Source organism: Microbulbifer aggregans, assembly GCF_020524005.1.
Taxonomy (GTDB): Bacteria; Pseudomonadota; Gammaproteobacteria; order Pseudomonadales; family Cellvibrionaceae; genus Microbulbifer; species Microbulbifer aggregans_A.
The window spans coordinates 268801-288005 of sequence record NZ_JAIVKK010000005.1 but is presented as its reverse complement, the minus strand read 5'-3'; the positions used below and the strand labels follow the sequence as shown (position 1 = coordinate 288005).

Here is a 19205-nt window from a genome sequence, read left to right as displayed (position 1 = left end):
CCACACTTTTCACTACCGATCTATACCCATGCGCGATCTGCAATCCTGGCTGGCACGCCTGGAACAACTGCACCCGACAGAAATAGAACTGGGGCTCGAACGGGTGTCCAGTGTGGCCCACAAGCTCGATGTGACTGTGCCCGCGCAGCGGGTGATTACCGTTGCCGGAACCAATGGCAAAGGCAGCTGTGTGCGTACCCTTGAGGCCCTGCTGACCGCGGGCGGCCATACCACCGGGGCTTACAGCTCCCCCCATTTGCTGCGCTTCAACGAGCGGATTCGCATCGGGGCCGAGGAGGTGAGCGACGCGCAGTTGATCGAGGCCTTCGAGGCGGTTGAGACTGCCCGCGCTGAAGTCAGTCTGACGTATTTCGAATTTACCACCCTGGCGGCCTTTTGGCTGTTCAAGCAGGCGGGTGTTGAATTTGCGCTGTTGGAGGTTGGTCTGGGCGGACGTCTGGATGCGGTAAATCTGGTGGATGCGGATATTGCCATCATCACCAGCGTAGCCGTGGATCACGAAGCCTGGCTGGGCAATGACCGGGAATCGATCGGGCGTGAAAAAGCAGGCATCCTGCGAGCCGGGAAAACATTTATCTGCGCCGATCCCCAGCCGCCGGCATCCGTAGTGGATGCTGCTCGTAACCTGGACTGCGACAGCTATTTTATTGGCCATCAATTCAAGATGGAGAGTCAGCAATTCGACCTGACTGCTGAGCCGGCTCTCGCTTTCGGGATTCCTGACATTCATTTGCCACCGCCCAGCGTCGCGGCGGCGCTTGCGGCGCTCGCGATTGCCGGCGAGCTTCCGGGTATTGAGCAGACCTGTGAGGTGCTGGGCGCGTTGCGCATGCCAGGGCGTTGCCAGCAGGTGCGTTGGCGCGATCTGGATCTGGTACTGGATGTCGGGCATAACCCGGCGGCCGCAGAATATCTGGCAGCCTGGTTGGATCGTCACCCGGTAAAAGGGCGCACCCTGGCGCTGGTCGCGGCCATGGCCGACAAGGATCTTGCGGGGCTGGCGGCACCGCTGTCATCCAAGGTGGACCACTGGTACCCGGCACTGTTGCCAGACAACCCGCGTGCGGCCGGCTGTGAACAATTGCTTGCGGGTTTGACGGCGGCGGACATCCCATCGGCAAGAATCTATGATGCCTGTACACCAGTCACTGAAAGCCTGATATCCCTGCATGCGGAACTGGAAGAGGGTGACAGGTTGCTTGTCTTCGGTTCTTTCTTTACCGTTGCAGAAGTACTGGGCTTTATACGAGACGACAGTGATGGCCAGCAGGGACAGTGACCCGAAAGCATTTTCTAGTGGCGGCAAGCCGCGCAAGCGCCTCAATGATGGGGTAAAGCAGCGCATCATTGGTGCGTTGGTATTGGCCGCGTTGGCCGTCATATTCCTGCCGTCCCTGTTTGATCGCCAGGGTACACGCTATATCGACGTGACCAGCCAGATTCCGCCGGCGCCGGCGATACAGCCGATTGTTATCGCCGAGCCCGAGCCGGTCAAAGAGGTCGCGCCAGCGCCGCCCGTCAATGAAGTGTTCCAGCCGGAGTTTGCGGAGCAGCGCGCTCCTGCGCCGGACCCTGCCGCACCACTGGCCGACTCTTCGAAGGATGTCGCTGCAGACAAGACTGCCATAGAGGCTAAGCCCGTGGCGAAAGTGCCGCAGGCGGCTGAGCAGGCTGAACCTGCGGCGACGCCCGCGCCGGCAAAAGCGACGGAAGAAAAAGTCAGTCTCGACAAACAGGGGCTGCCAGAGGGGTGGGTGGTCCAGGTTGGTGCGTATCGCGATGTCGCCAGTGCCGACCGGATGCGAGGCAAGTTGCTGGATGCCGGGTTCCGTGCATTCACTCGTTCGGTTGAAACGCCGAAAGGTCGGTTTGTACGCGTATTTGTCGGCCCCAAACTGGATAAGGCGGATGCCCAGTCAGATAAAGGCCGGCTGGATAAACTCCTCAATACGCAGACTCTGGTGCTGAAATACAAGGTCTGAGCTGGATCTTGCTGAACCCCAGCGGTGTGAACAGACAGTCGAAAGCGCTTTCTGGAGAACACTGTTTTCCTAAAAGACTGTGCATATTGGTGATACGCAGAGTGAACTGCTTCACGGGCTCCGGTCGGTAAGTTAGAATGCGCGCTCTTCGCGGCAGCCGCCGTGTAGCAGGTAAGGGTTGAATGAACTGGGCTGACTGGACCATTCTGGCAATCGTGGCCATTTCCACGCTCATCGGCATGAGCCGAGGCTTCGTGCGTGAAGTCTTGTCGCTGCTTACCTGGGTGGCGGCGTTTGTGGTGGCAATGATGTTCCGGGATCAGCTGGCGCCACTGCTTTCCAACCTTGTCGATACACCATCATTACAGGCCATTGCGGCCTTCGCCATCCTGTTCATCTTTACCCTGCTGGCCGGAGCCGGCCTCAATATGACTCTGTCTGCCTTTGTTGAAGCCACGGGGCTTTCAGGTACAGACCGGGTTCTGGGTATGGTGTTTGGGTTGTTTCGCGGCTGCATTATCGTGTTGGCGTTACTGATTTTTGCGCCTGCACTGGTACCGGTGGAGGAAGATGGCTGGTGGAGAGAGTCGAGGCTCATTCCCCATTTTCTCGAATTTGAAGATCGTGCGCGCGAAGCGGCAGGCGCGATCAAGGAATTCTTCGCAGGGCAATTTGATTGATTTTCGGGCTGCTGGACGCGGCGCGGGGTCTCACCTTATTTTCTCGATATGACTGGGGTTATCTGAAGTATGTGTGGCATCGTTGGAATCGTTGGCAAGAGTGACGTCAATCTGCAGTTATATGACGCGCTCACTATGCTGCAGCACCGGGGCCAGGATGCCGCAGGTATCGTCACCTGTGATGGTGACCGTCTGAACCAGCAGAAGGCGAACGGCCTGGTGCGCGACGTGTTCCGCGCGCGCCATATGCAGCGCCTTACTGGCAATTTCGGTATCGGTCATGTGCGTTACCCCACCGCTGGCAGCTCGGGTCCGGCGCTGGCCCAGCCCTTTTACGTGAACTCCCCTTACGGCATCGCCATGGCCCACAATGGCAACCTCACCAATGTCAAAGAGGTGAGCGAAGAAATCTTCCAGCAGGACCTGCGACATATCAATACGGACTCCGACTCCGAAGTCCTGCTCAATGTTTTCGCCCACGAGCTGCATAAGCTGCACGAGCTTCAGCCGAAAGCTCAGGACATCTTTACCGCCATGCGCGCGGTGCACAAGCGTGTGCGCGGCGGCTACGCCTGTGTGGCGATGATCGTCGGCTATGGCGTCGTTGCCTTCCGCGATCCAAACGGGATCCGCCCGCTGGTTTACGGTAAGCGCGAAACTGAAAACGGCACCGAGTATATGGTGGCCTCTGAGTCAGTAGCGCTGGACGTGCTGGGCTACACCCTGGTGCGTGACGTGGCACCGGGTGAATGTATTTACATTGAACTCGACGGCACTGTGCACTCCGAGCAGTGCGCGGAAAATCCGCAGCTGCGCCCGTGCATTTTCGAGCACGTATATTTCGCCCGCCCGGACTCCATCATGGATGGCGTCTCTGTACACAAGGCGCGCCTGCGTCAGGGTGAACACCTGGCGGAGAAAATCCTGCGTGAGCGCCCCGACCACGATATCGACGTGGTTATCCCGATCCCGGATTCCTCCCGCTCCGCGGGCCAGATGGCGGCACACCGCCTGGGCGTGAAATTCCGTGAAGGTCTGGTGAAAAACCGCTATATCGGCCGTACTTTTATCATGCCGGGCCAGAAGCAGCGCAAGAAGTCTGTGCGCCAGAAACTGAACCCGATTGAGTTGGAATTCCGTGGCAAGAATGTGCTGCTGGTAGACGATTCCATCGTGCGTGGTACTACCTGCAAACAGATTATCCAGATGGCACGGGATGCCGGTGCAAACAAGGTGTACTTCGCATCCGCGGCACCAGCGGTGAAATATCCGAATGTATACGGTATCGATATGCCTTCCGCTTCCGAGCTGGTAGCCCACGGTCGTACCACGGAAGAGGTACGTGAGGAGATCGGCGCAGACTGGCTGATTTACCAGGAGCTCGAAGACCTGATCGTTTCTTCCGGTGAAGGCAACACTGAAATCAAGCAGTTTGAGAACTCAGTTTTCGACGGTGAGTACATCACTGGTGACGTGACCGAGGAATACCTCAATAGCCTGCACGCTGCACGCAACGACAATGCGAAGGAAAACAAGGGCAATCAGAGCTCGATGTAATTTCCGTTCATTTTGTTGTTGAATCGCATATTCGGCCCACCAATCGGTGGGCCGAGTTGTTTTAGGTGCAAGCAACGGCATCGCTTGGCGAAACGTCGGGCACCGTCGCATTTGTATCTTCCACTCAGCGTTGTGCCGTTTCATAGGGTAAGATTACCGCCTCCAATTACATAAACCCGGGACGGTTAATTCATGTTTGAAGACGACGGCTACGCACTGGAAACTCTGGCGGTACGTGCAGGCCAGAGCCGGTCGGCGGAGGGCGAGCACTCCGAACCCATTTTCACCACCTCAAGTTACGTCTTTCCCTCAGCGGCTGAAGCCGCCGCGCGTTTCTCCGGAGAGTCTCCCGGTAACGTCTACTCGCGCTACACCAACCCCACTGTGCGTATGTTCGAAGAGCGCATCGCCGCGATGGAAGGTGGTGAAGCCGCGGTTGCAACTTCCAGTGGCATGGCCGCGATCCTGAGCCTGTGCATGGCATTGCTGAAAAGCGGTGACAAAGTGATCTGCTCGCGCAGTGTTTTTGGCACCACTACTGCGCTATTCACCCGCTACATGGTGAAGTTTGGCGTCAAGGTAACCTTTGTTGACCTGACCGACTTCCAGGCGTGGAAAGACGCGCTGGATGGCGACACCAAGCTGCTGTTTATGGAAACCCCATCCAACCCCCTGTGCGAGGTTGCTGATATTCGCGCCATGGCCGACCTGGCCCACAGCGCCGGTGCCCAGCTGGTGGTCGACAACTGCTTCTGCACCCCGGCCCTTCAGCAACCGCTGGCGCTTGGTGCCGATATCGTCGTCCACTCCGCCACCAAATTCCTCGACGGCCAGGGCCGCTGCGTGGGTGGTGTTGTGGTGGGCAAGAAGGAAGTTATGGACGAAGTCGTCATCTTCCTGCGTACCTGCGGTCCGAGCATGAGCCCGTTCAATGCATGGGTATTCCTGAAAGGTCTGGAAACCCTCAAGCTGCGTATGCAGGCCCACTGCACCAACGCACTGGATATCGCCTGGTGGCTCAATGAGCAGCCGGCGGTCGAGAAGGTCAATTTTGTCGGCTTGCCCAGCCATCCTGGACATCAGTTGGCGGCGGCGCAGCAAAACGGTTTTGGTGCGGTGTTCAGTTTTACCGTCAAGGGTGGTCGCGAAGCGGCGTGGAAAGTGATCGACGCATGCAAGATCTTCTCAGTCACCGCCAACCTCGGCGATGCGAAAAGCACGATTGTCCACCCGGCAACCACCACCCATGGTCGCCTGAGTGAGGAAGACAAGGCGCGGGCAGGCATCGCGGAAAACCTGATCCGGATTTCTGCCGGACTGGAGAATGTAGAGGATCTGAAGGCGGACCTGGCGAGAGGCTTGTCGGCACTCGTATAAAAGGGTCACAATGGCACGGATTGCAACTTTGAAAATAGGCTCCTCTCTGTCGGGGCCTATCATTAATTATTCGTTCGAGGGGAAGGGCTAGGCTCTGCGAACCTCGAATTGAAGGCTCTGCCTGCGGAGAAAGTTTTTGGGACCTTCTGCGACATGGATGTCGCGCAAGAGCCCCCATGGATGGGTTAAGGGGGGGCGCCTAGCTCGTGTCCCGAAAACTTTCCTCGCAGGCAGGGCCGCCACTGTGCTTTCTGGAGACGCTTCCATTAGGCGGCAGGGGAAGAAAAACCGAGCAGTAATGGATTTGCCGTGCAGAAAATTATCTCCGCTATTGTTGCCGATATCGGCAAAGTACTCCTGGGAAAAGAGCACCAGGTAAAACTGGCGCTGGCCTGCCTCCTGGCGCGTGGCCACCTGTTGATCGAAGACCTGCCGGGAATGGGTAAAACCACCCTGGCACACGCGCTGGCCCAGGTGCTCGGTCTTTCCTACAACCGGGTACAGTTCACCAGTGACATGCTTCCGGCCGATATTCTCGGCGTCAGTATTTTCGAGCGGGATAGCGGTCAATTCCGTTTTCACGAAGGCCCCGTGTTCAGCCAGCTACTGCTGGCGGACGAAATCAATCGCTCCTCCCCGAAAACCCAGAGCGCACTACTGGAAGCGATGGAAGAGCGCCAGGTCAGTATCGACGGTGAAACCCGCCAGCTGCCCGAGCCCTTCTTCGTCATTGCTACCCAGAACCCCCTGCAACAGTCCGGCACATTCGTGCTGCCTGAATCCCAGCTCGACCGCTTCCTGATGCGTATCAGCCTCGGGTATCCCACCCGTGAAGCCGAGCGGGCCCTGTTTCAGGGCGTAGACCCAAGGGTACAACTGGCACAACTGAAACCGCGTATCAATATTGAGGGATTGAAAAAATTACAGTCCCTCGTTAGGCAGGTGAAGGCTTCCGACTCACTACTCGACTACCTCGAGCGCCTGGTTCAGCACAGTCGCCAGAGCCCGGAATGTGCCGTCGGCCTCTCCCCCCGCGGTGCGCTGGCATTGCTGCATGCCGCGCGCGCCTGGGCACTGATTCACGGTCGCGGCCACTTGTTGCCGGAAGACCTGCAGGCTGTATTGCCTTCCGTGGCCGGCCACCGCCTGCAGAGTGACGGTGTCGACGGCTCCCAGCTCGTGGAGCGGATGGTGCACCAGGTCGATATCATTGCCGCCTGACGTGGGTAGCACGATGAACGTCCAATCGTCAGCGAAAGGCAACCGTTGGTGGCAGAGCTCGCGCCTGCAGGAAAGAGGGCAGCGCTGGCTCAGCCGGCGATTGCCGCCCGCGCAGAGCGTGACCCTGGATCACCGTAAGCTCTTTATCCTGCCCACTGGCGCCGGGCTGGCATTCCTGCTGGTGATCGCGCTTCTTTGGTTGCTCGGCACCAACTATGAAAACAACCTCGTATTTGCCCTGGCCTTCCTGCTGGTAGGCCTGTTTATCATCATGCCGGTACACACCTTTGCCAACCTGGCCGGACTGCAATTGCAGCGCCTGGATGTCGAGCCGGTATTCGCTGGAGACTACGGCCAGGTCAAGGTCAGAGTGGCGAAAACCGGCAAACGCCATCACGAGCGGGTACGACTCAGCTGGCCGCCTGAAGAGGGAGCCACCTTTGATCTGGTAGACAGTGCCGGTGATCGAGGTGAAGTACGCATTGGTATGCCATTGGTGCAGCGAGGAAGGGTGATGGCGCCGCGTATTCGCGTCGACAGTCGCTTTCCTCTGGGCCTGTTTCAGTGTTGGAGCTGGGTGGACCTGAATGTGGAGTTCCTGGTCTATCCACAACCCAAATCCGCCGGGCCGCTGCCGATTGGCGCCACTGTGGGGGAGGGTGAACAACAGCAACAGTTGGCGACCGGCGGCGACGACTTTGCCGGATTGAAGCGCTATCAGCCCGGAGATTCGCTGCGCCACGTGGCATGGAAACAGTATGCCAGCGGTCGCGACCTCAACAGTAAAGAGTACGTGACGGGCAGCGATACCCGTCTCTGGCTCGATTGGGACCTGCTCGCCGGTCGCGATGTTGAAACCCGTCTCAGTAATCTCTGCGCCTGGGTGCTGGAAGCCGAGCGAGCGCAGGTTCCTTATGGTTTGCGTATCCCCGGGCATACCCTCGGGCCGGGCCTTGGCACTGCGCACAAACAGAAAATACTGGGCCTGCTGGCATTATTTCCCGTGCAGGGGGTGAGCCGGTGAACGCGGCGAACAGCCAATTGCGCACTTTGCTGCCGCGCGAGAGCCTGTTGTGGATCTTTGCTGCACAGCTCGCCGTACTGTTGCCCCAGTTTGCGCACTTACCCCTGTGGCTGGTCGGCGCCTGGTGCCTGGCGGTTTACTGGCGTCTTGAAGTCTTTCGCGGTCGTCGGGAAATGCCGGGGCGTCTGGTTAAGTCAATCGCTGTATTGCTTGCCATCGCCGGGTTGGCACTTACTTACCGGCGCTGGTTTGCGCTGGAGCCGATGGTGGCCCTGTTGGCGGTGTCTTTTACGCTTAAGAATATCGAGCTGGTCAGTCGCCGGGATGCGCTGCTCAGCCTGATGCTGGCGTACTTCCTGGCCGCGACGCTGTTTGTGTTCGAACAGACGATTCCATACGCACTGTACGGCATTCTCTGCACCGTGATCATTACCGCAGCGCTTGCCGCGCAGCAGGGGCGGGCAAGTGCCCGGCCGCAACGCGCGCTGAGTATGTCGGCCAAATTACTGGCTCAGGCGGTTCCGGTTATGGTGCTATTGTTTGTGGTTATGCCGCGCCTCGGCCCGCTGTGGGCGGTGCCACAGAACGGTGCCAGCGCAACCACAGGGATCAGTGATTCCATGAGTCCCGGTGAATTCAGCCAGCTGTCAAAATCCGCCAAGCCGGCATTACGCATTGCTTTTGACGGCGCCGTGCCTCCCCCGGAGCAGCGCTATTGGCGGGGGTTGGTGTATACCCACTTCGACGGGCGACGTTGGAGTGAGCCGGGTGTGAGTGACGGCTTTTCCCACTGGAGCCGTGGGCGCAGTCGCTTGCAGCGCGGTGCTGAATCTGAAGAGCAGCCGCTACCTGCGGTTGGGCCACGTTATCGCTATCGGGTAATTCAGGAAGCGACGCACAGCCCCTGGCTGTTCGCCATGGCCAGGCCCAATTCGAAAACCCGCGGTGTGCGTGAAACACCGGATGACACGCTGGTGTACAAAATGCCCGTGGCAAACCGCCTGGCGTACGAAGTGCGCTCCTGGCCGCGGGAAAGCATATCCGGGCAAGACGAACTGACCAGTTGGGAGCGGCGCCGCAACCTGCAGCTGCCGCCCGCTGGCAACCCGCATGCGCGGCAGTGGGCTGAGAAGCAAATTGCCCGGGGGCTGCAACCGGAACAGATATCCGGTGAGCTGCTGGACCTGTTCCACCAGGGGTTTACCTACACCCTTCGTCCACCGGTTCTGGGAGCGGATTCAGTGGATGAATTTCTGTTTGGTACCCGCCAGGGGTTCTGTGAACATTTCGCCAGCAGTTATGTGTTCACCATGCGTGCGGCCGGTGTGCCCGCGCGCGTGGTGGCCGGTTATCAGGGTGGGGAATGGGTGGAGCAGGAAGAGTACCTGCTGGTACGCCAGTATGATGCACACGCCTGGGCCGAGATATGGCTGACCGAGCGCGGCTGGGTGCGGGTGGATCCGACCGCTGCGGTTTCTCCCGAAAGGATTCGCGACGGATTGCAGTCGGCGGCTGCCGATGAATTCATGGAGGATTCGCTGTTACCCCTGCACAAAATCGGGTTTGTCTCCCGTCTGCGCCTGCAATGGGACATGATCAATTACCGCTGGTATCAGACCGTGGTGAGCTTCGACAGTGAGCGCCAGCAGGGTGTCCTGCAGCGTTTGCTGGGGGAAATCTCGCCGTTGCGACTGGCGGTATTTATGGCGGCGCCGATCATTCTGGCTTTGGTAGTCTTGCTGATCTGGCTGAATATCAGCAGCCGTGGCCCCCGCCTGCCGGCCGCGAGCCGACAATACCTGCGGTTTTGCCGGCGCATGGCGCGCGCCGGGCTGGCGCGAAACCCTGGCGAAACACCAGGTGAGTTCGCGCATCGGGTAGCTCGTGAACTGCCTCGCCTGGGTCCCATGGCGGCGCATATTACTGCCGCCTATGAAAAAGCGGCCTACGCCGGTGACCCTGCGGCGGAGAAACAACTGCGACGCCTCGTGCGGAGCTTTTGGCCCATGCGGATTATCCGCTAAATTGTGCGGCGCGCATTTGGGCCGACTCTGTGGGACAATTGCCGCCCTGAAGTCCCGGGCCTGTGGCCCAATGCGCTAGAGCTGGGGTAAGGCGGCGTTATCAATCGTGCGTAGCTCCCGGCATTTCCGGAATCTGTAATGGCATTTCCCGCACTGGCTACACGGCTGCGAACTTTTCTTTTGGGCTATAGCGGTACATCTTTGGCTACCGGGCTACAGGTAGTTCTGTTGCCGTGGATAGCGGTTTCCCTGATGGACCTTCCGGCCTTGCAACTGGGCTGGGTGCAGGCCTCGGTGTTGTTGCCCAATCTGTTATTCCTGCTGTTTGGTGGCGCACTTGCCGATCGTTTTGATTCGGCCCGGGTTGCGGCGCTTTCCTGTCTTGGTCTCGCGTTGTGCCACGCATGTCTGGCGACGTTCCTGCTGGCTTATGTGCCGAGTTTGCCGCTACTACTGGCCTACGGTATGAGCCTGGGGGTTTGTGCGGCCTTTTTGCAGCCCGCGCGGGACAACCTGGTGCAGCGCTGTACCCGCCCGGCTGCCGGCAGCAGTGCGGCGCGGGTGAGCGAGAGCCGGGTGCAGCATACGGTAACCTGGATGATGCTCGCCCAGTACGGTGGGCAGGCGGTCGGTATGGTGTTGGCGAGCCGCTTCGACCAGTGGGGCGCGGAGCTGCTGCTGATGATCCAGATTGCCGTGCTCTGTGCCGCGGCGATCTTTTTTTATGCCATGCGGCATCTGGGCCCGGCGCCGGAACGCTCACAGCAAAAATTGCCGCTTGCACTGCTCGAAGGATTTTCTGAAGTCGGTAAAAGCCGGGCTATTTCAGAGCTGGTCGTGCTGGTCGGCTTTAACGGCCTGGTGCACATCGGGGTTTTCCTGGTTGTGCTGCCGCTGCTTGCCGACGGATACGGGCGCGGCGCCGGGTATTATGCGACCCTGCAGATCGCCTTTATTGCCGGTACTGTGGCGGCCACGGTCGTTATGTTGCGGCGGGGGCAGGGCGAACGTCCCGGGCGGGGCGTATTGATGTGTCTGCTGTATAGCGCAGCGCTGCTGATTGCGATCAGCTTTGGACCTACGCCATTTGGTCTCATGCTTCTGTGTGCATGCTGGGGCGCGGTGGCCGCAGCTTCCGCCGCACTGGGCAAGGCAATCGTTCAGTTGCTGGCGCCGGAACAGGTTCGCAGCCGTATCATTTCGATTTACCAGCTATCGCTGTTTGGCTCCGCTGCTGTCGGCGCTTTGCTGGCTGGCGCCATCAGTGAATTTGCCGCACCGCTGACCACGTTGTTGTGGGCTGGTATTTTCAGTTTGGGTGCGTTTGTCCTTGCTTGGCTTAGCGGCGCACTGCGCCAACTGTGTATTCACCAATCGGAAGCCTCCGAGAGCTGACCTTCTATGTTTGCTAAACCCAACTGGCGCCGCCCGGAAATCCTGCTGTTATTGCTCGCCCTGGCGATGCCGCTATCGTTTGGCGTGTGGCAGGCGCTGCTGAACAATTTCGTCATAGAGCGGGCCCAGTTCACCGGGGCGGAAATCGGCCTGTTACAGAGTGTACGGGAGATCCCCGGCTTTCTGGCATTTACTGTTGTATTTGTATTGCTCCTTATCCGGGAGCAGCGCCTGGCGTTTATCTCGCTGATCGCCACTGGCATTGGGGTAGCGATCACCGGTTTTTTTCCCAGTACATTGGGGCTGCTTCTGACGACATTGCTGATGTCGGTGGGGTTTCACTATTACGAGGCCCTGAAAACGTCGCTTGCTTTACAGTGGCTGCCGAAGGATAGCGCCGCAATCTGGCTCGGCCGGATCATGGCTGTGGGTTCCCTTGCCTCGCTGTTGGCCTATGGGCTGGTATGGCTGATGTCTGACCAGTGGCAGCTGGATTACACCTGGATCTATCTGCTTGGCGGTGGCCTCACCGTGGTGATCGTCGCAGCACTTTGGATAACCTTCCCGGCATTTGCGCAGCCACACGCGCAGCACAAAAAACTGATATTGCGTAAACGCTACTGGCTCTACTACGCACTGACGTTTATGAGTGGCGCGCGGCGGCAGATCTTTGTGGTATTTGCCGGGTTCCTGATGGTGGAAAAATTTGACTACAGCGTTGCCGAAATTGCTCAGCTGTTTATAGCCAATCACCTGCTGAACCTTTATCTGGCACCGAAAATTGGCCGTTTTATTGTTCGCTTTGGTGAGCGCCGCGCACTGACACTGGAATACATTGGCTTGATCATCGTATTCGGTGGTTACGCCCTGGTGGAAACCGCAACTGCGGCGGCGGCGCTGTATATCATCGATCACCTGTTTTTCTCCATGGCCATTGCCATCAAGACCTATTTCCAGAAAATCGTCGATGAGCGCGATATAGCCTCTTCCGCCGCGGTGAGCTTCACAATCAATCATATTGCAGCAGTGGTCATTCCTGTGCTGTTTGGCCTTTTATGGCTGGTCTCTCCTGCAGCCGTGTTCTGGTGCGGTGCTGCCATGGCGGCCTGCTCGCTACTGTTGGCACAGAATATTCCGGCGGCACCCGGCAAAGGCAATGAAGTTCGGGTTGGCCAGTGGGTGTCATTGGAGCGTGAGCAGACGCCAGGTTGATAGGCCCAGGTCTGTTATTGACCCCGGCAGGTATGGGCTGACCACGGTTTACTTTGCACGTCCGGCCTGCCGCACCAACCTTCCTTCACAGACTTTGATTATCCTCAATTGGCATCTTCCAGTTGGTATTCTCGTACCAACTTGTATGCATTTCGAACACTTCCCAGCACCTAAACAGGAAACATCGCTGAAGGTTGTTGCCGTTCATCTTGTTATCTTCTAACTTGAAACTGATGTATTTGTGGTAGTTATTTACATTGTGCGTTTCGCAGTCACCGTCATTGCTGTTACGTGGTTTGGATAATGGCGTCCTGCCGGCGTGCTCAAGGCCCTTTTTCAAATGGGCTACAGCTGACAAGGATAATAAAATGCTAAGACAAACAGCCGCAGTACTCTTCACTTGTTTCGGACTCTTTCTGGCGTCGCCAGGGTTTGCATTCGATTGTTCCGGGTTGTCCACCTGGGATAGACATATCAGCTATCAAACTGGCGATCAGGTGCAATACAACAGCACCGCTTACGAGGCGTCCGCCGCGACCAGTACCAAAGACCAGCCGCATAAAGGGGATCCCTGGGTCTCACTGGGCGCCTGTGATACCAGCGGTTCCTCCTCCAGTTCTGGCGGCAGCTCCTCATCTTCCAGCTCTTCTTCGGGAGGTTCCTCCTCTGGAGGGAGCGGTACGCCCATGTCCATTTATGGTGTTTGGCATTGCGGTAATCACTATTGCGACTGGAGTCAGCCGCGGGATACGGCGGCCGGTGCGGAATTTGACCAGGCAAATCACTGGATTGTTGATCGCGGCGACGGCACGCCGTCAGTCAATCTGGTGATACTGAGCTTCCTGGAACCGATGAAGCTGCTGGAGCAGACCACTGACGAGAATTTCCTCAATGGCGTCCCGCGGGGTATGACCAGAGATGTTGTTGACTACTTCAAGGTGCACGGCATCCGCGTCATGGTTTCCATGGGCGGACTTACGTACACCGACGCCTGGGATACCGCGCTAACCAACGATGCCGCGGGGCTGGCCACATTATCGCACCAGTTGGTGCTGGATCTCGGGCTGGATGGCTTTGAGATTGACTGGGAAAACGGCACTCCCGATGCAGAACAGTTGGCTGGTATTGAGACGTTTATCGATACCTACCGCTCTTTGAGCGGCGGGGGACTGTTGACCATGGATCTGGCGGTGGGCAATCGCTACCTGCAGGAGTTGAGCCGGCGCGCGTCAGCAGACTGGCTGCCGAACGGTAAGCTCGACTACATCAATGCCATGGTACCGAGAGGTGAGCCGACAACCGACCAGTGGCAGGAACATGTGGATGGCAAGTTCAACTACAACCCGCCGATCTTACCGAAGGCACCGGCCAAAGTTGCAGTAAGTATGTGGCTGACGGATGGCAACCAGCCAAACGAGAACTGCGTGGATTTCCTGAATTCCACCCAATTGCAGAAGGCCGAGTTTGTACAGACCGTGCAGCCTAACGGTGCAGGTAGCAGCGCGGGTTTCCTTGGATATATGTTCTGGGCGGCGGAGTGTCCGTCAACGCGCAATGCCTGCACGCTGCCGCCGAACAGTTGCGAGAGCGGTATGGGCGCAGGTGCTGACTATTTTGATATTCCCATCCCAATGGGGACTCTGCGCCAGGATTGATGAGTAGTCTGGTGCAGCTATAAAAGCGGGCCAGGCATTGGCAGCCTGGCCCGCTTTTTTGTTTAGTGCCGGTTAGTGATCCACAGGGTCTGGTAGGGATCGAGGGTTACCGATCCCAGCATGTCTTCAAAAATTTCATCGCTGACCAGGTCTTTCCAGCTGTCGGTTCCGATCAGGTTGATAGCATTGAGGGAAATCGTCTGTGGCTGGTCGGAGATATTGTTCAGGCAGAAAATACTCTGCCGGCGGTCCAGGCTCTGACGCCAGAATGCGAAGACCTGTTCTCCCAGGTGCAGGGTGAACTGGGTGGCGTTGGGGTGGAAGGCGGGTTGATCCCGGCGCAGCTGAATCAGGCGGCGCAGCTGGTAAAACACCTTGTGATGATGGCTTTCCGGATCGGCCAGTTTTTCATTCAGTTCCTGCTCCTGCCACTGCCGGCGGTTGATCGCGCGGTTGTGGCCATGCTCTTTCATGCGCTCGTAGTCATTGGTCGTACCGACCAGACTGTGCAGATAGAACGCCGGGATGCCCTCCAGTGCCAGCATGATGGCGTGGGCGCAGATAAAGCGCCGCAATTGCCACTGGTCTTCTCCAGCGGTTGTTCCTTTCAATGCATCGATGAGTGAAATATTGATTTCGTAGGGCTTGTTACTGCCGTCGTCCAGTGCGCGCCAGGAGATTTGTCCTCCGAAGTTTTCCATGGTCTGGATCAGGGCTTCCTGCTCGTTGTCGTCCAGCAGGCCTTCCACCGGGCGCAGGCCAATTCCATCGTGCGAGGCGATGAAATTGAAGTAGGTGGTGCCGTTCTGTGCCGGCGGCATACTCATCAGCCAGTTTTTCAGGTGTTTGCAGTTACCGGAGATCAGGGTGTTGACCAGCAGGGGCGGCAGGGAAAAGTTGTAGATGCAGTGTGCTTCGTTGGCATTACCGAAATAGGACAGGTTCTCGCGGTTGGGAATATTGGTCTCGGTAATGATGACGGCATTGGGATCGGCATGCTCGATCAGTGTGCGCAACAAGCGGACGATTTCATGAGTTTCCTTGAGATTGAGACAATTGCTGCCGGCGCGCTTCCAGATAAAGGCGACTGCATCCAGGCGAAATATACGGACGCCCATGTCCAGATAGAGACGGATGATATCGACAATTTTCGCCAGCACTTTCGGGTTGCGGAAATTCAGGTCGACCTGGTCGTGCCCGAAGGTGCACCAGACATAGCGGGTTCCCCTTGGCGTTGACGTGGCGCGCAGCAGTGGACTGGTGCGTGGGCGCACGACCTGGCTCAGGTCTTCTTCCGGATCCACTTCGAGGAAAAAATCACTGCCGGGATCTGTGCCTTGCTGGTAGTTGAGAAACCACTCGTGCTGGGCAGAGCAGTGGTTGATCACGAGATCCGCCATCAGGTGAAAATCGGTACTGATCCGCAGAATATCACTCCAGTCGCCGAGCACCGGATCCACCTGCTTGTACGCCGACACCGCAAAGCCGTCGTCACTGGTATACGGGAAAAACGGCAGGATATGCACGCTGTTGATCAGCATGGGGAAGTGGGTCTGGAGAAAGTGATGCAGCGTTTTCAGGGGCGGCTGATCGTCGCTCAGAATGGTGTTGCCGTAGGTAATGACGGCAACATCCGTCTGGTCCCAGAGGTTTTTATGGGCAAGCGGGGTCTGACAGTCTTCGTCGAGGCGTATGGTATGAACCAGTTCATGGGCGATCGTCTGGGTGTCGAGTTCCGGATAGATCACGTTCAGATGATCGACCACTTTCTGGTGTAGTACTTCTCTGATAGGTAACTCGGCCGAAGGATGTGTCACAAATGCTCCCAATTACTTGCTCTTTTACCGCGTGGCGGCTTATCGATTGAATTCTTCGTAGTCCGCTTCCACGGCGTGTTTAAGTTGTTTTAGAAACCCCGGTTCTGCACTGGTGATGCGGTTCCAGCTGGGGATAAAGGGCGTTTCCATCGGGTTTTCGAGGAATGCCTGCCCGGCTTTCACCAGGTTACTGGCGAACAGTTCTACGGTTTGCTCTTCTTTGTGTATATCAAAATTCAGGCCATTTATGATGGCGTCATTGCGGTAGGTTTCGACAAAGTCCAGCGCTACGCGGAAATAGGTGGCCTTGATACTGCGGAAGGTCTCTGACGAAAACACGGTGCCCTGGGTGGCGAGTTTGCGGAACATGGATTTTGCAATATCGATGGACATCTTCGACAAACCGCCATGCTCGTCATCAAATGACACATCCTGGTGCTTGTGATCGTACGCGTGGGCGATATCCACCTGGCACAGGCGGTTGGTGGAGTAGTTGCGGTGCATTTCTGACAGCACGCCGATTTCCAGCCCCCAGTCGCTGGGGATGCGCAGGTCATTGATCACATCGCGGCGGAAGGAAAATTCACCGGCGAGGGAGTAGCGGAAGCTATCCATGTATTCCAGGTAGTCGGTGTGGCCGTAAATTTTCTTGAGCGTGCGGATGAGTGGAGTGACCAACAGTCGGCACACGCGGCCGTTGATTTTCCCTCCGGCGACCCGGGAATAGTAACCCTTGCAGAATTCGTAACTGAAGCTGGGGTTGGCGACCGGATAGAACAGGCGCGCCAGCAACATGCGATCGTAAGTGACGATATCGCAATCGTGCAGTGCAATGGCTTCACCGCGTCCGGAAGCGAGAATGTAGCCGAGGCAGTACCATACGTTGCGCCCTTTACCGGCTTCTTTGGGGGCGAGGCCATCCCGTCGCAGCTGTTCATCCAGTTCCCGCAACCTGGGGCCATCATTCCACAGCACGCGAACATGCTGCGGTAACACGCTGAACTGGCGCAGAGCGTCTCTATATTGCGATTCATCCGCGCGGTCGAGACCGATAACAATCTCCGAGATATAGGGTACCTCGGCCAGGATTTTCAGGATCCGCGGCAGGGCTTCGCCTTCCAGCTCGGAATAGAGTGATGGCAGCAGCAGAGTCATCGGGCGCTGCCGGGAAAATCGCATCAACTCCGATTCCATATCTTCGAGCGTGCGATTGCAGAGGTTGTGCAGGGTCGTGATGGCGCCGTTCTGGAAAAAATCAGTCACGGGGTACTCCCTCCGGTTTGGAATTGTTGGGTGTCCGGGAATAAAGCGGCCCGAATGGCCAGGGCCCAGCCAAGTGGGCCGAGTTCGTCGGTAACAATGAGTTGTGGATGGGCGTTAAGTGCTGGCGGCGGGTGAACCGGTGATCGAACAATGATGGCGATATCGGCCACCCTGAGCATGTCCAGATCGTTGGGGCCATCACCACTGGCAATCAGCCGGTATTCGCGGTCGCTGAATGCTTGGTAGGTTTTTTTCAGCAGGCGCGTGGCGATACCTTTATCGGTCTGGCCCAGAAGGTGCAGGAAGCGGCCGCCCTGCAAAGTGCTGAAGCCGGCGGCGTTGGCGCGCGCTATAAACGCGGCTTTTTGCTGCTCGTCACCCTGCCACAGAAGTGGTTCGGAATAGTCCCGCGCTTGTGCCTGTACTGCCTCAGCAGTAGAAAGCCCGGTTGCCGCGACGATTTCTTCGGTGCTGGCTGCTTCGAAGTTCAGGTAAGTGCGCGGGTGTTTTTGCTGGTCCCGCTCGAGGAATTCGAGCAGTCGAGCGCGGGACGCACCTGGTTCAAGTACCCAGTAACCGTTTTCATCGTGCGCATGTTCAGGCTTACGGGGAAAGTAACCCTCAGGGATGAATATCGCCGACCCGTTCTCGACGATAAACGGGTGGTGGTTGTTGAGGGACTGCCTGAGCTCCAGCATTTCTTCGCGGGTTTTACTGCTGTTCAGGATCAGGGGGATGGCCTGTTCTTCCAGAAGTCTCAGCGTAGGATCCGCCGCTGAGTGGGAGTAGGTAAAGTGGTCGAGAAGAGTGCCATCCAGGTCGCTGACGACCAGCCATTGCTCCGGCATGGACACTTGGGATTGTTTTGTTTGCGGCATTGTTCCAGTGTCTGGTTTTATTCTTTGACCCGGTTATGCATCGGGCCTGTTTTCTTTAGTAATCCAAAAATAGTGCCAGTCCACGGGAATGTGAGCCACGACGGTGCTTTCAGAGGGATATTTGGCGGTTCTTTTACCTTTCTTTCCGGAAAAGGCGGCTTGGCTCTCCGGAAGTGCACTCATATGGTGTGCGCAAATGTTTAGCTTCGGCACAGTGCGCCATAGAGGTGCGTTTTCTTGGTGGGGGAAAGAGAGTTGGGGTTGTGAGGCGAGAGTAGCGATTGGGCAGGTGGAGTCTGCGATAGCAAAGCTTTTGATAACAAAGCCGCCCAAATGGGCGGCTCTGCTATAAGAACGATCAGTAAGCGCGAGCCCAGGTTCCGTCCGGCTGACGGCAGGCAGTACCCTGGGTACTGTGGTTGTCGCCGGTGCCGAACAGTTCTGCGGTGAAGTCACGGCAATACTGGTCGCCGCGCATTTCTACCGCACCGGGGGTTACCGCGTAATTTTGGCCACCTTGCGCACCTTGCCAGGTGATACGTTCACCTTCGGGGGCAAATTCCAGGGCCTGGGCAACGCAGGCCTGATTGCGCTGGTCCATGCGACTGCCGACTTTCCCACCGATAAGCACGCCGGCAATGGCGCCGCCGATAGTGGCCGCTGTATTGCCGCGCCCATCACCAATCTGGTGCCCGATCACACCGCCGATCAGCCCGCCCAGTACGCTGCCTACCTGACTGCTGTTGCAGCGGGTTGCGGAGGATTGCCCGGCGGGGCGCCACTCTGGACGATACTCGGGTTCCGGGGCTTGCTGGTTGAACCAGGGCGGTAACACCACAACGCGAACGCCACGGTCATGGTGGTGATGGTGATTGTCCGCATACCGGCGGTTTTTACATTTGCGCTCTTCCTTGTAATCGCCGTTGCGCTTCCAGGTACGCTCTACTTTACAGTTGCCGTCCCAATACTCTTCTTTGCGCTCATGACGAGAGTGCTTGTCGTGTTTTTTCCAGCCGCGCCCCTCGGGTGGGTCTGCATACAGGGCTGTCGAAAGGCTGCCGCAAAGCAGGGCGGCGAGAATGGTCGAAAAGTATTTCAT

15 protein-coding genes are annotated in these 19205 nt (G+C 57.7%); 11 read left to right on the top strand and 4 right to left on the bottom strand.

Annotation, left to right across the window (positions count from 1 at the left end):
* Positions 1 to 28 precede the first annotated feature (28 nt).
* From folC to LC093_RS11825, 11 genes are all read left to right on the top strand, one after another.
* A complete protein-coding gene (folC, locus tag LC093_RS11875; protein WP_226665008.1) occupies positions 29 to 1300 on the top strand; it encodes a bifunctional tetrahydrofolate synthase/dihydrofolate synthase in 1272 nt (423 codons plus the stop codon).
* The gene (locus LC093_RS11870) at positions 1281 to 2003 is read left to right on the top strand and encodes an SPOR domain-containing protein (protein WP_226665007.1); all 723 of its coding nucleotides are present in this window, start codon (positions 1281 to 1283) and stop codon (positions 2001 to 2003) included. Before folC ends, LC093_RS11870 begins: the two co-directional genes overlap by 20 nt.
* A gap of 182 nt (positions 2004 to 2185) precedes the next feature.
* Positions 2186 to 2683 (top strand): CvpA family protein, encoded by a 498-nt coding sequence (locus LC093_RS11865; RefSeq protein WP_226665006.1) that lies wholly within the window; start codon positions 2186 to 2188, stop codon positions 2681 to 2683.
* A 69-nt stretch (positions 2684 to 2752) separates the two neighbouring features.
* Entirely contained in the window at positions 2753 to 4240 is a 1488-nt protein-coding gene (gene purF, locus LC093_RS11860) for an amidophosphoribosyltransferase (protein ID WP_226665005.1), read from the top strand.
* A gap of 192 nt (positions 4241 to 4432) precedes the next feature.
* Complete coding sequence (locus LC093_RS11855) at positions 4433 to 5617, top strand: O-succinylhomoserine sulfhydrylase (RefSeq protein ID WP_226665004.1); 1185 nt, start codon at positions 4433 to 4435, stop codon at positions 5615 to 5617.
* A gap of 309 nt (positions 5618 to 5926) precedes the next feature.
* On the top strand, positions 5927 to 6838 hold the full coding sequence (locus LC093_RS11850; protein ID WP_226665003.1) for an AAA family ATPase: 912 nt from the start codon (positions 5927 to 5929) through the stop codon (positions 6836 to 6838).
* Between the two features lie 13 nt (positions 6839 to 6851).
* Positions 6852 to 7862, top strand: a complete 1011-nt coding sequence (locus LC093_RS11845) for a DUF58 domain-containing protein (protein ID WP_226665002.1) — start codon at positions 6852 to 6854, stop codon at positions 7860 to 7862.
* On the top strand, positions 7859 to 9886 hold the full coding sequence (locus tag LC093_RS11840; RefSeq protein ID WP_226665001.1) for a DUF3488 and DUF4129 domain-containing transglutaminase family protein: 2028 nt from the start codon (positions 7859 to 7861) through the stop codon (positions 9884 to 9886). The genes LC093_RS11845 and LC093_RS11840 overlap by 4 nt, the downstream gene beginning before the upstream one ends.
* A gap of 138 nt (positions 9887 to 10024) precedes the next feature.
* Positions 10025 to 11281: an MFS transporter gene (locus LC093_RS11835; RefSeq protein ID WP_226665000.1), complete on the top strand. Its 1257-nt coding sequence runs from the start codon at positions 10025 to 10027 to the stop codon at positions 11279 to 11281.
* A 6-nt stretch (positions 11282 to 11287) separates the two neighbouring features.
* The gene (locus LC093_RS11830) at positions 11288 to 12493 is read left to right on the top strand and encodes an MFS transporter (protein WP_226664999.1); all 1206 of its coding nucleotides are present in this window, start codon (positions 11288 to 11290) and stop codon (positions 12491 to 12493) included.
* Positions 12494 to 12861: 368 nt separating this feature from the next.
* The gene (locus tag LC093_RS11825; protein WP_226664998.1) at positions 12862 to 14148 is read left to right on the top strand and encodes a glycosyl hydrolase family 18 protein; all 1287 of its coding nucleotides are present in this window, start codon (positions 12862 to 12864) and stop codon (positions 14146 to 14148) included.
* A 62-nt stretch (positions 14149 to 14210) separates the two neighbouring features.
* On the opposite strand, the gene LC093_RS11820 is transcribed toward LC093_RS11825, so the two are convergent.
* The 4 genes from LC093_RS11820 to LC093_RS11805 all read right to left on the bottom strand — a co-directional run bounded on the left by LC093_RS11820 (position 14211) and on the right by LC093_RS11805 (position 19205).
* A complete protein-coding gene (locus LC093_RS11820; protein WP_226664997.1) occupies positions 14211 to 15965 on the bottom strand; it encodes an alpha-amylase family glycosyl hydrolase in 1755 nt (584 codons plus the stop codon).
* Positions 15966 to 16004: 39 nt separating this feature from the next.
* Positions 16005 to 17228 carry a glycosyl transferase gene (locus tag LC093_RS11815; protein WP_226664996.1) on the bottom strand — a complete coding sequence of 408 codons (1224 nt, stop codon included), beginning with the start codon at positions 17226 to 17228 and terminating at the stop codon, positions 16005 to 16007.
* Positions 17225 to 18106 (bottom strand): HAD-IIB family hydrolase, encoded by an 882-nt coding sequence (locus tag LC093_RS11810; RefSeq protein ID WP_226664995.1) that lies wholly within the window; start codon positions 18104 to 18106, stop codon positions 17225 to 17227. The genes LC093_RS11815 and LC093_RS11810 overlap by 4 nt, the downstream gene beginning before the upstream one ends.
* Before the next feature lie 358 nt (positions 18107 to 18464).
* On the bottom strand, positions 18465 to 19205 hold the full coding sequence (locus LC093_RS11805) for a glycine zipper 2TM domain-containing protein (RefSeq protein WP_226664994.1): 741 nt from the start codon (positions 19203 to 19205) through the stop codon (positions 18465 to 18467).

What these genes read in the sequence shown, in the direction of transcription:
- LC093_RS11810 (WP_226664995.1), bottom strand. Translation starts at nt 18,106, where the DNA reads ATGCCGCAAACAAAACAATCCCAAGTGTCCATGCCGGAGCAATGGCTG.
- LC093_RS11870 (WP_226665007.1), top strand. Translation starts at nt 1,281, where the DNA reads ATGGCCAGCAGGGACAGTGACCCGAAAGCATTTTCTAGTGGCGGCAAG.
- LC093_RS11830 (WP_226664999.1), top strand. Translation starts at nt 11,288, where the DNA reads ATGTTTGCTAAACCCAACTGGCGCCGCCCGGAAATCCTGCTGTTATTG.
- LC093_RS11825 (WP_226664998.1), top strand. Translation starts at nt 12,862, where the DNA reads ATGCTAAGACAAACAGCCGCAGTACTCTTCACTTGTTTCGGACTCTTT.
- LC093_RS11805 (WP_226664994.1), bottom strand. Translation starts at nt 19,205, where the DNA reads ATGAAATACTTTTCGACCATTCTCGCCGCCCTGCTTTGCGGCAGCCTT.
- folC (WP_226665008.1), top strand. Translation starts at nt 29, where the DNA reads ATGCGCGATCTGCAATCCTGGCTGGCACGCCTGGAACAACTGCACCCG.
- LC093_RS11835 (WP_226665000.1), top strand. Translation starts at nt 10,025, where the DNA reads ATGGCATTTCCCGCACTGGCTACACGGCTGCGAACTTTTCTTTTGGGC.
- LC093_RS11865 (WP_226665006.1), top strand. Translation starts at nt 2,186, where the DNA reads ATGAACTGGGCTGACTGGACCATTCTGGCAATCGTGGCCATTTCCACG.
- LC093_RS11845 (WP_226665002.1), top strand. Translation starts at nt 6,852, where the DNA reads ATGAACGTCCAATCGTCAGCGAAAGGCAACCGTTGGTGGCAGAGCTCG.
- purF (WP_226665005.1), top strand. Translation starts at nt 2,753, where the DNA reads ATGTGTGGCATCGTTGGAATCGTTGGCAAGAGTGACGTCAATCTGCAG.
- LC093_RS11855 (WP_226665004.1), top strand. Translation starts at nt 4,433, where the DNA reads ATGTTTGAAGACGACGGCTACGCACTGGAAACTCTGGCGGTACGTGCA.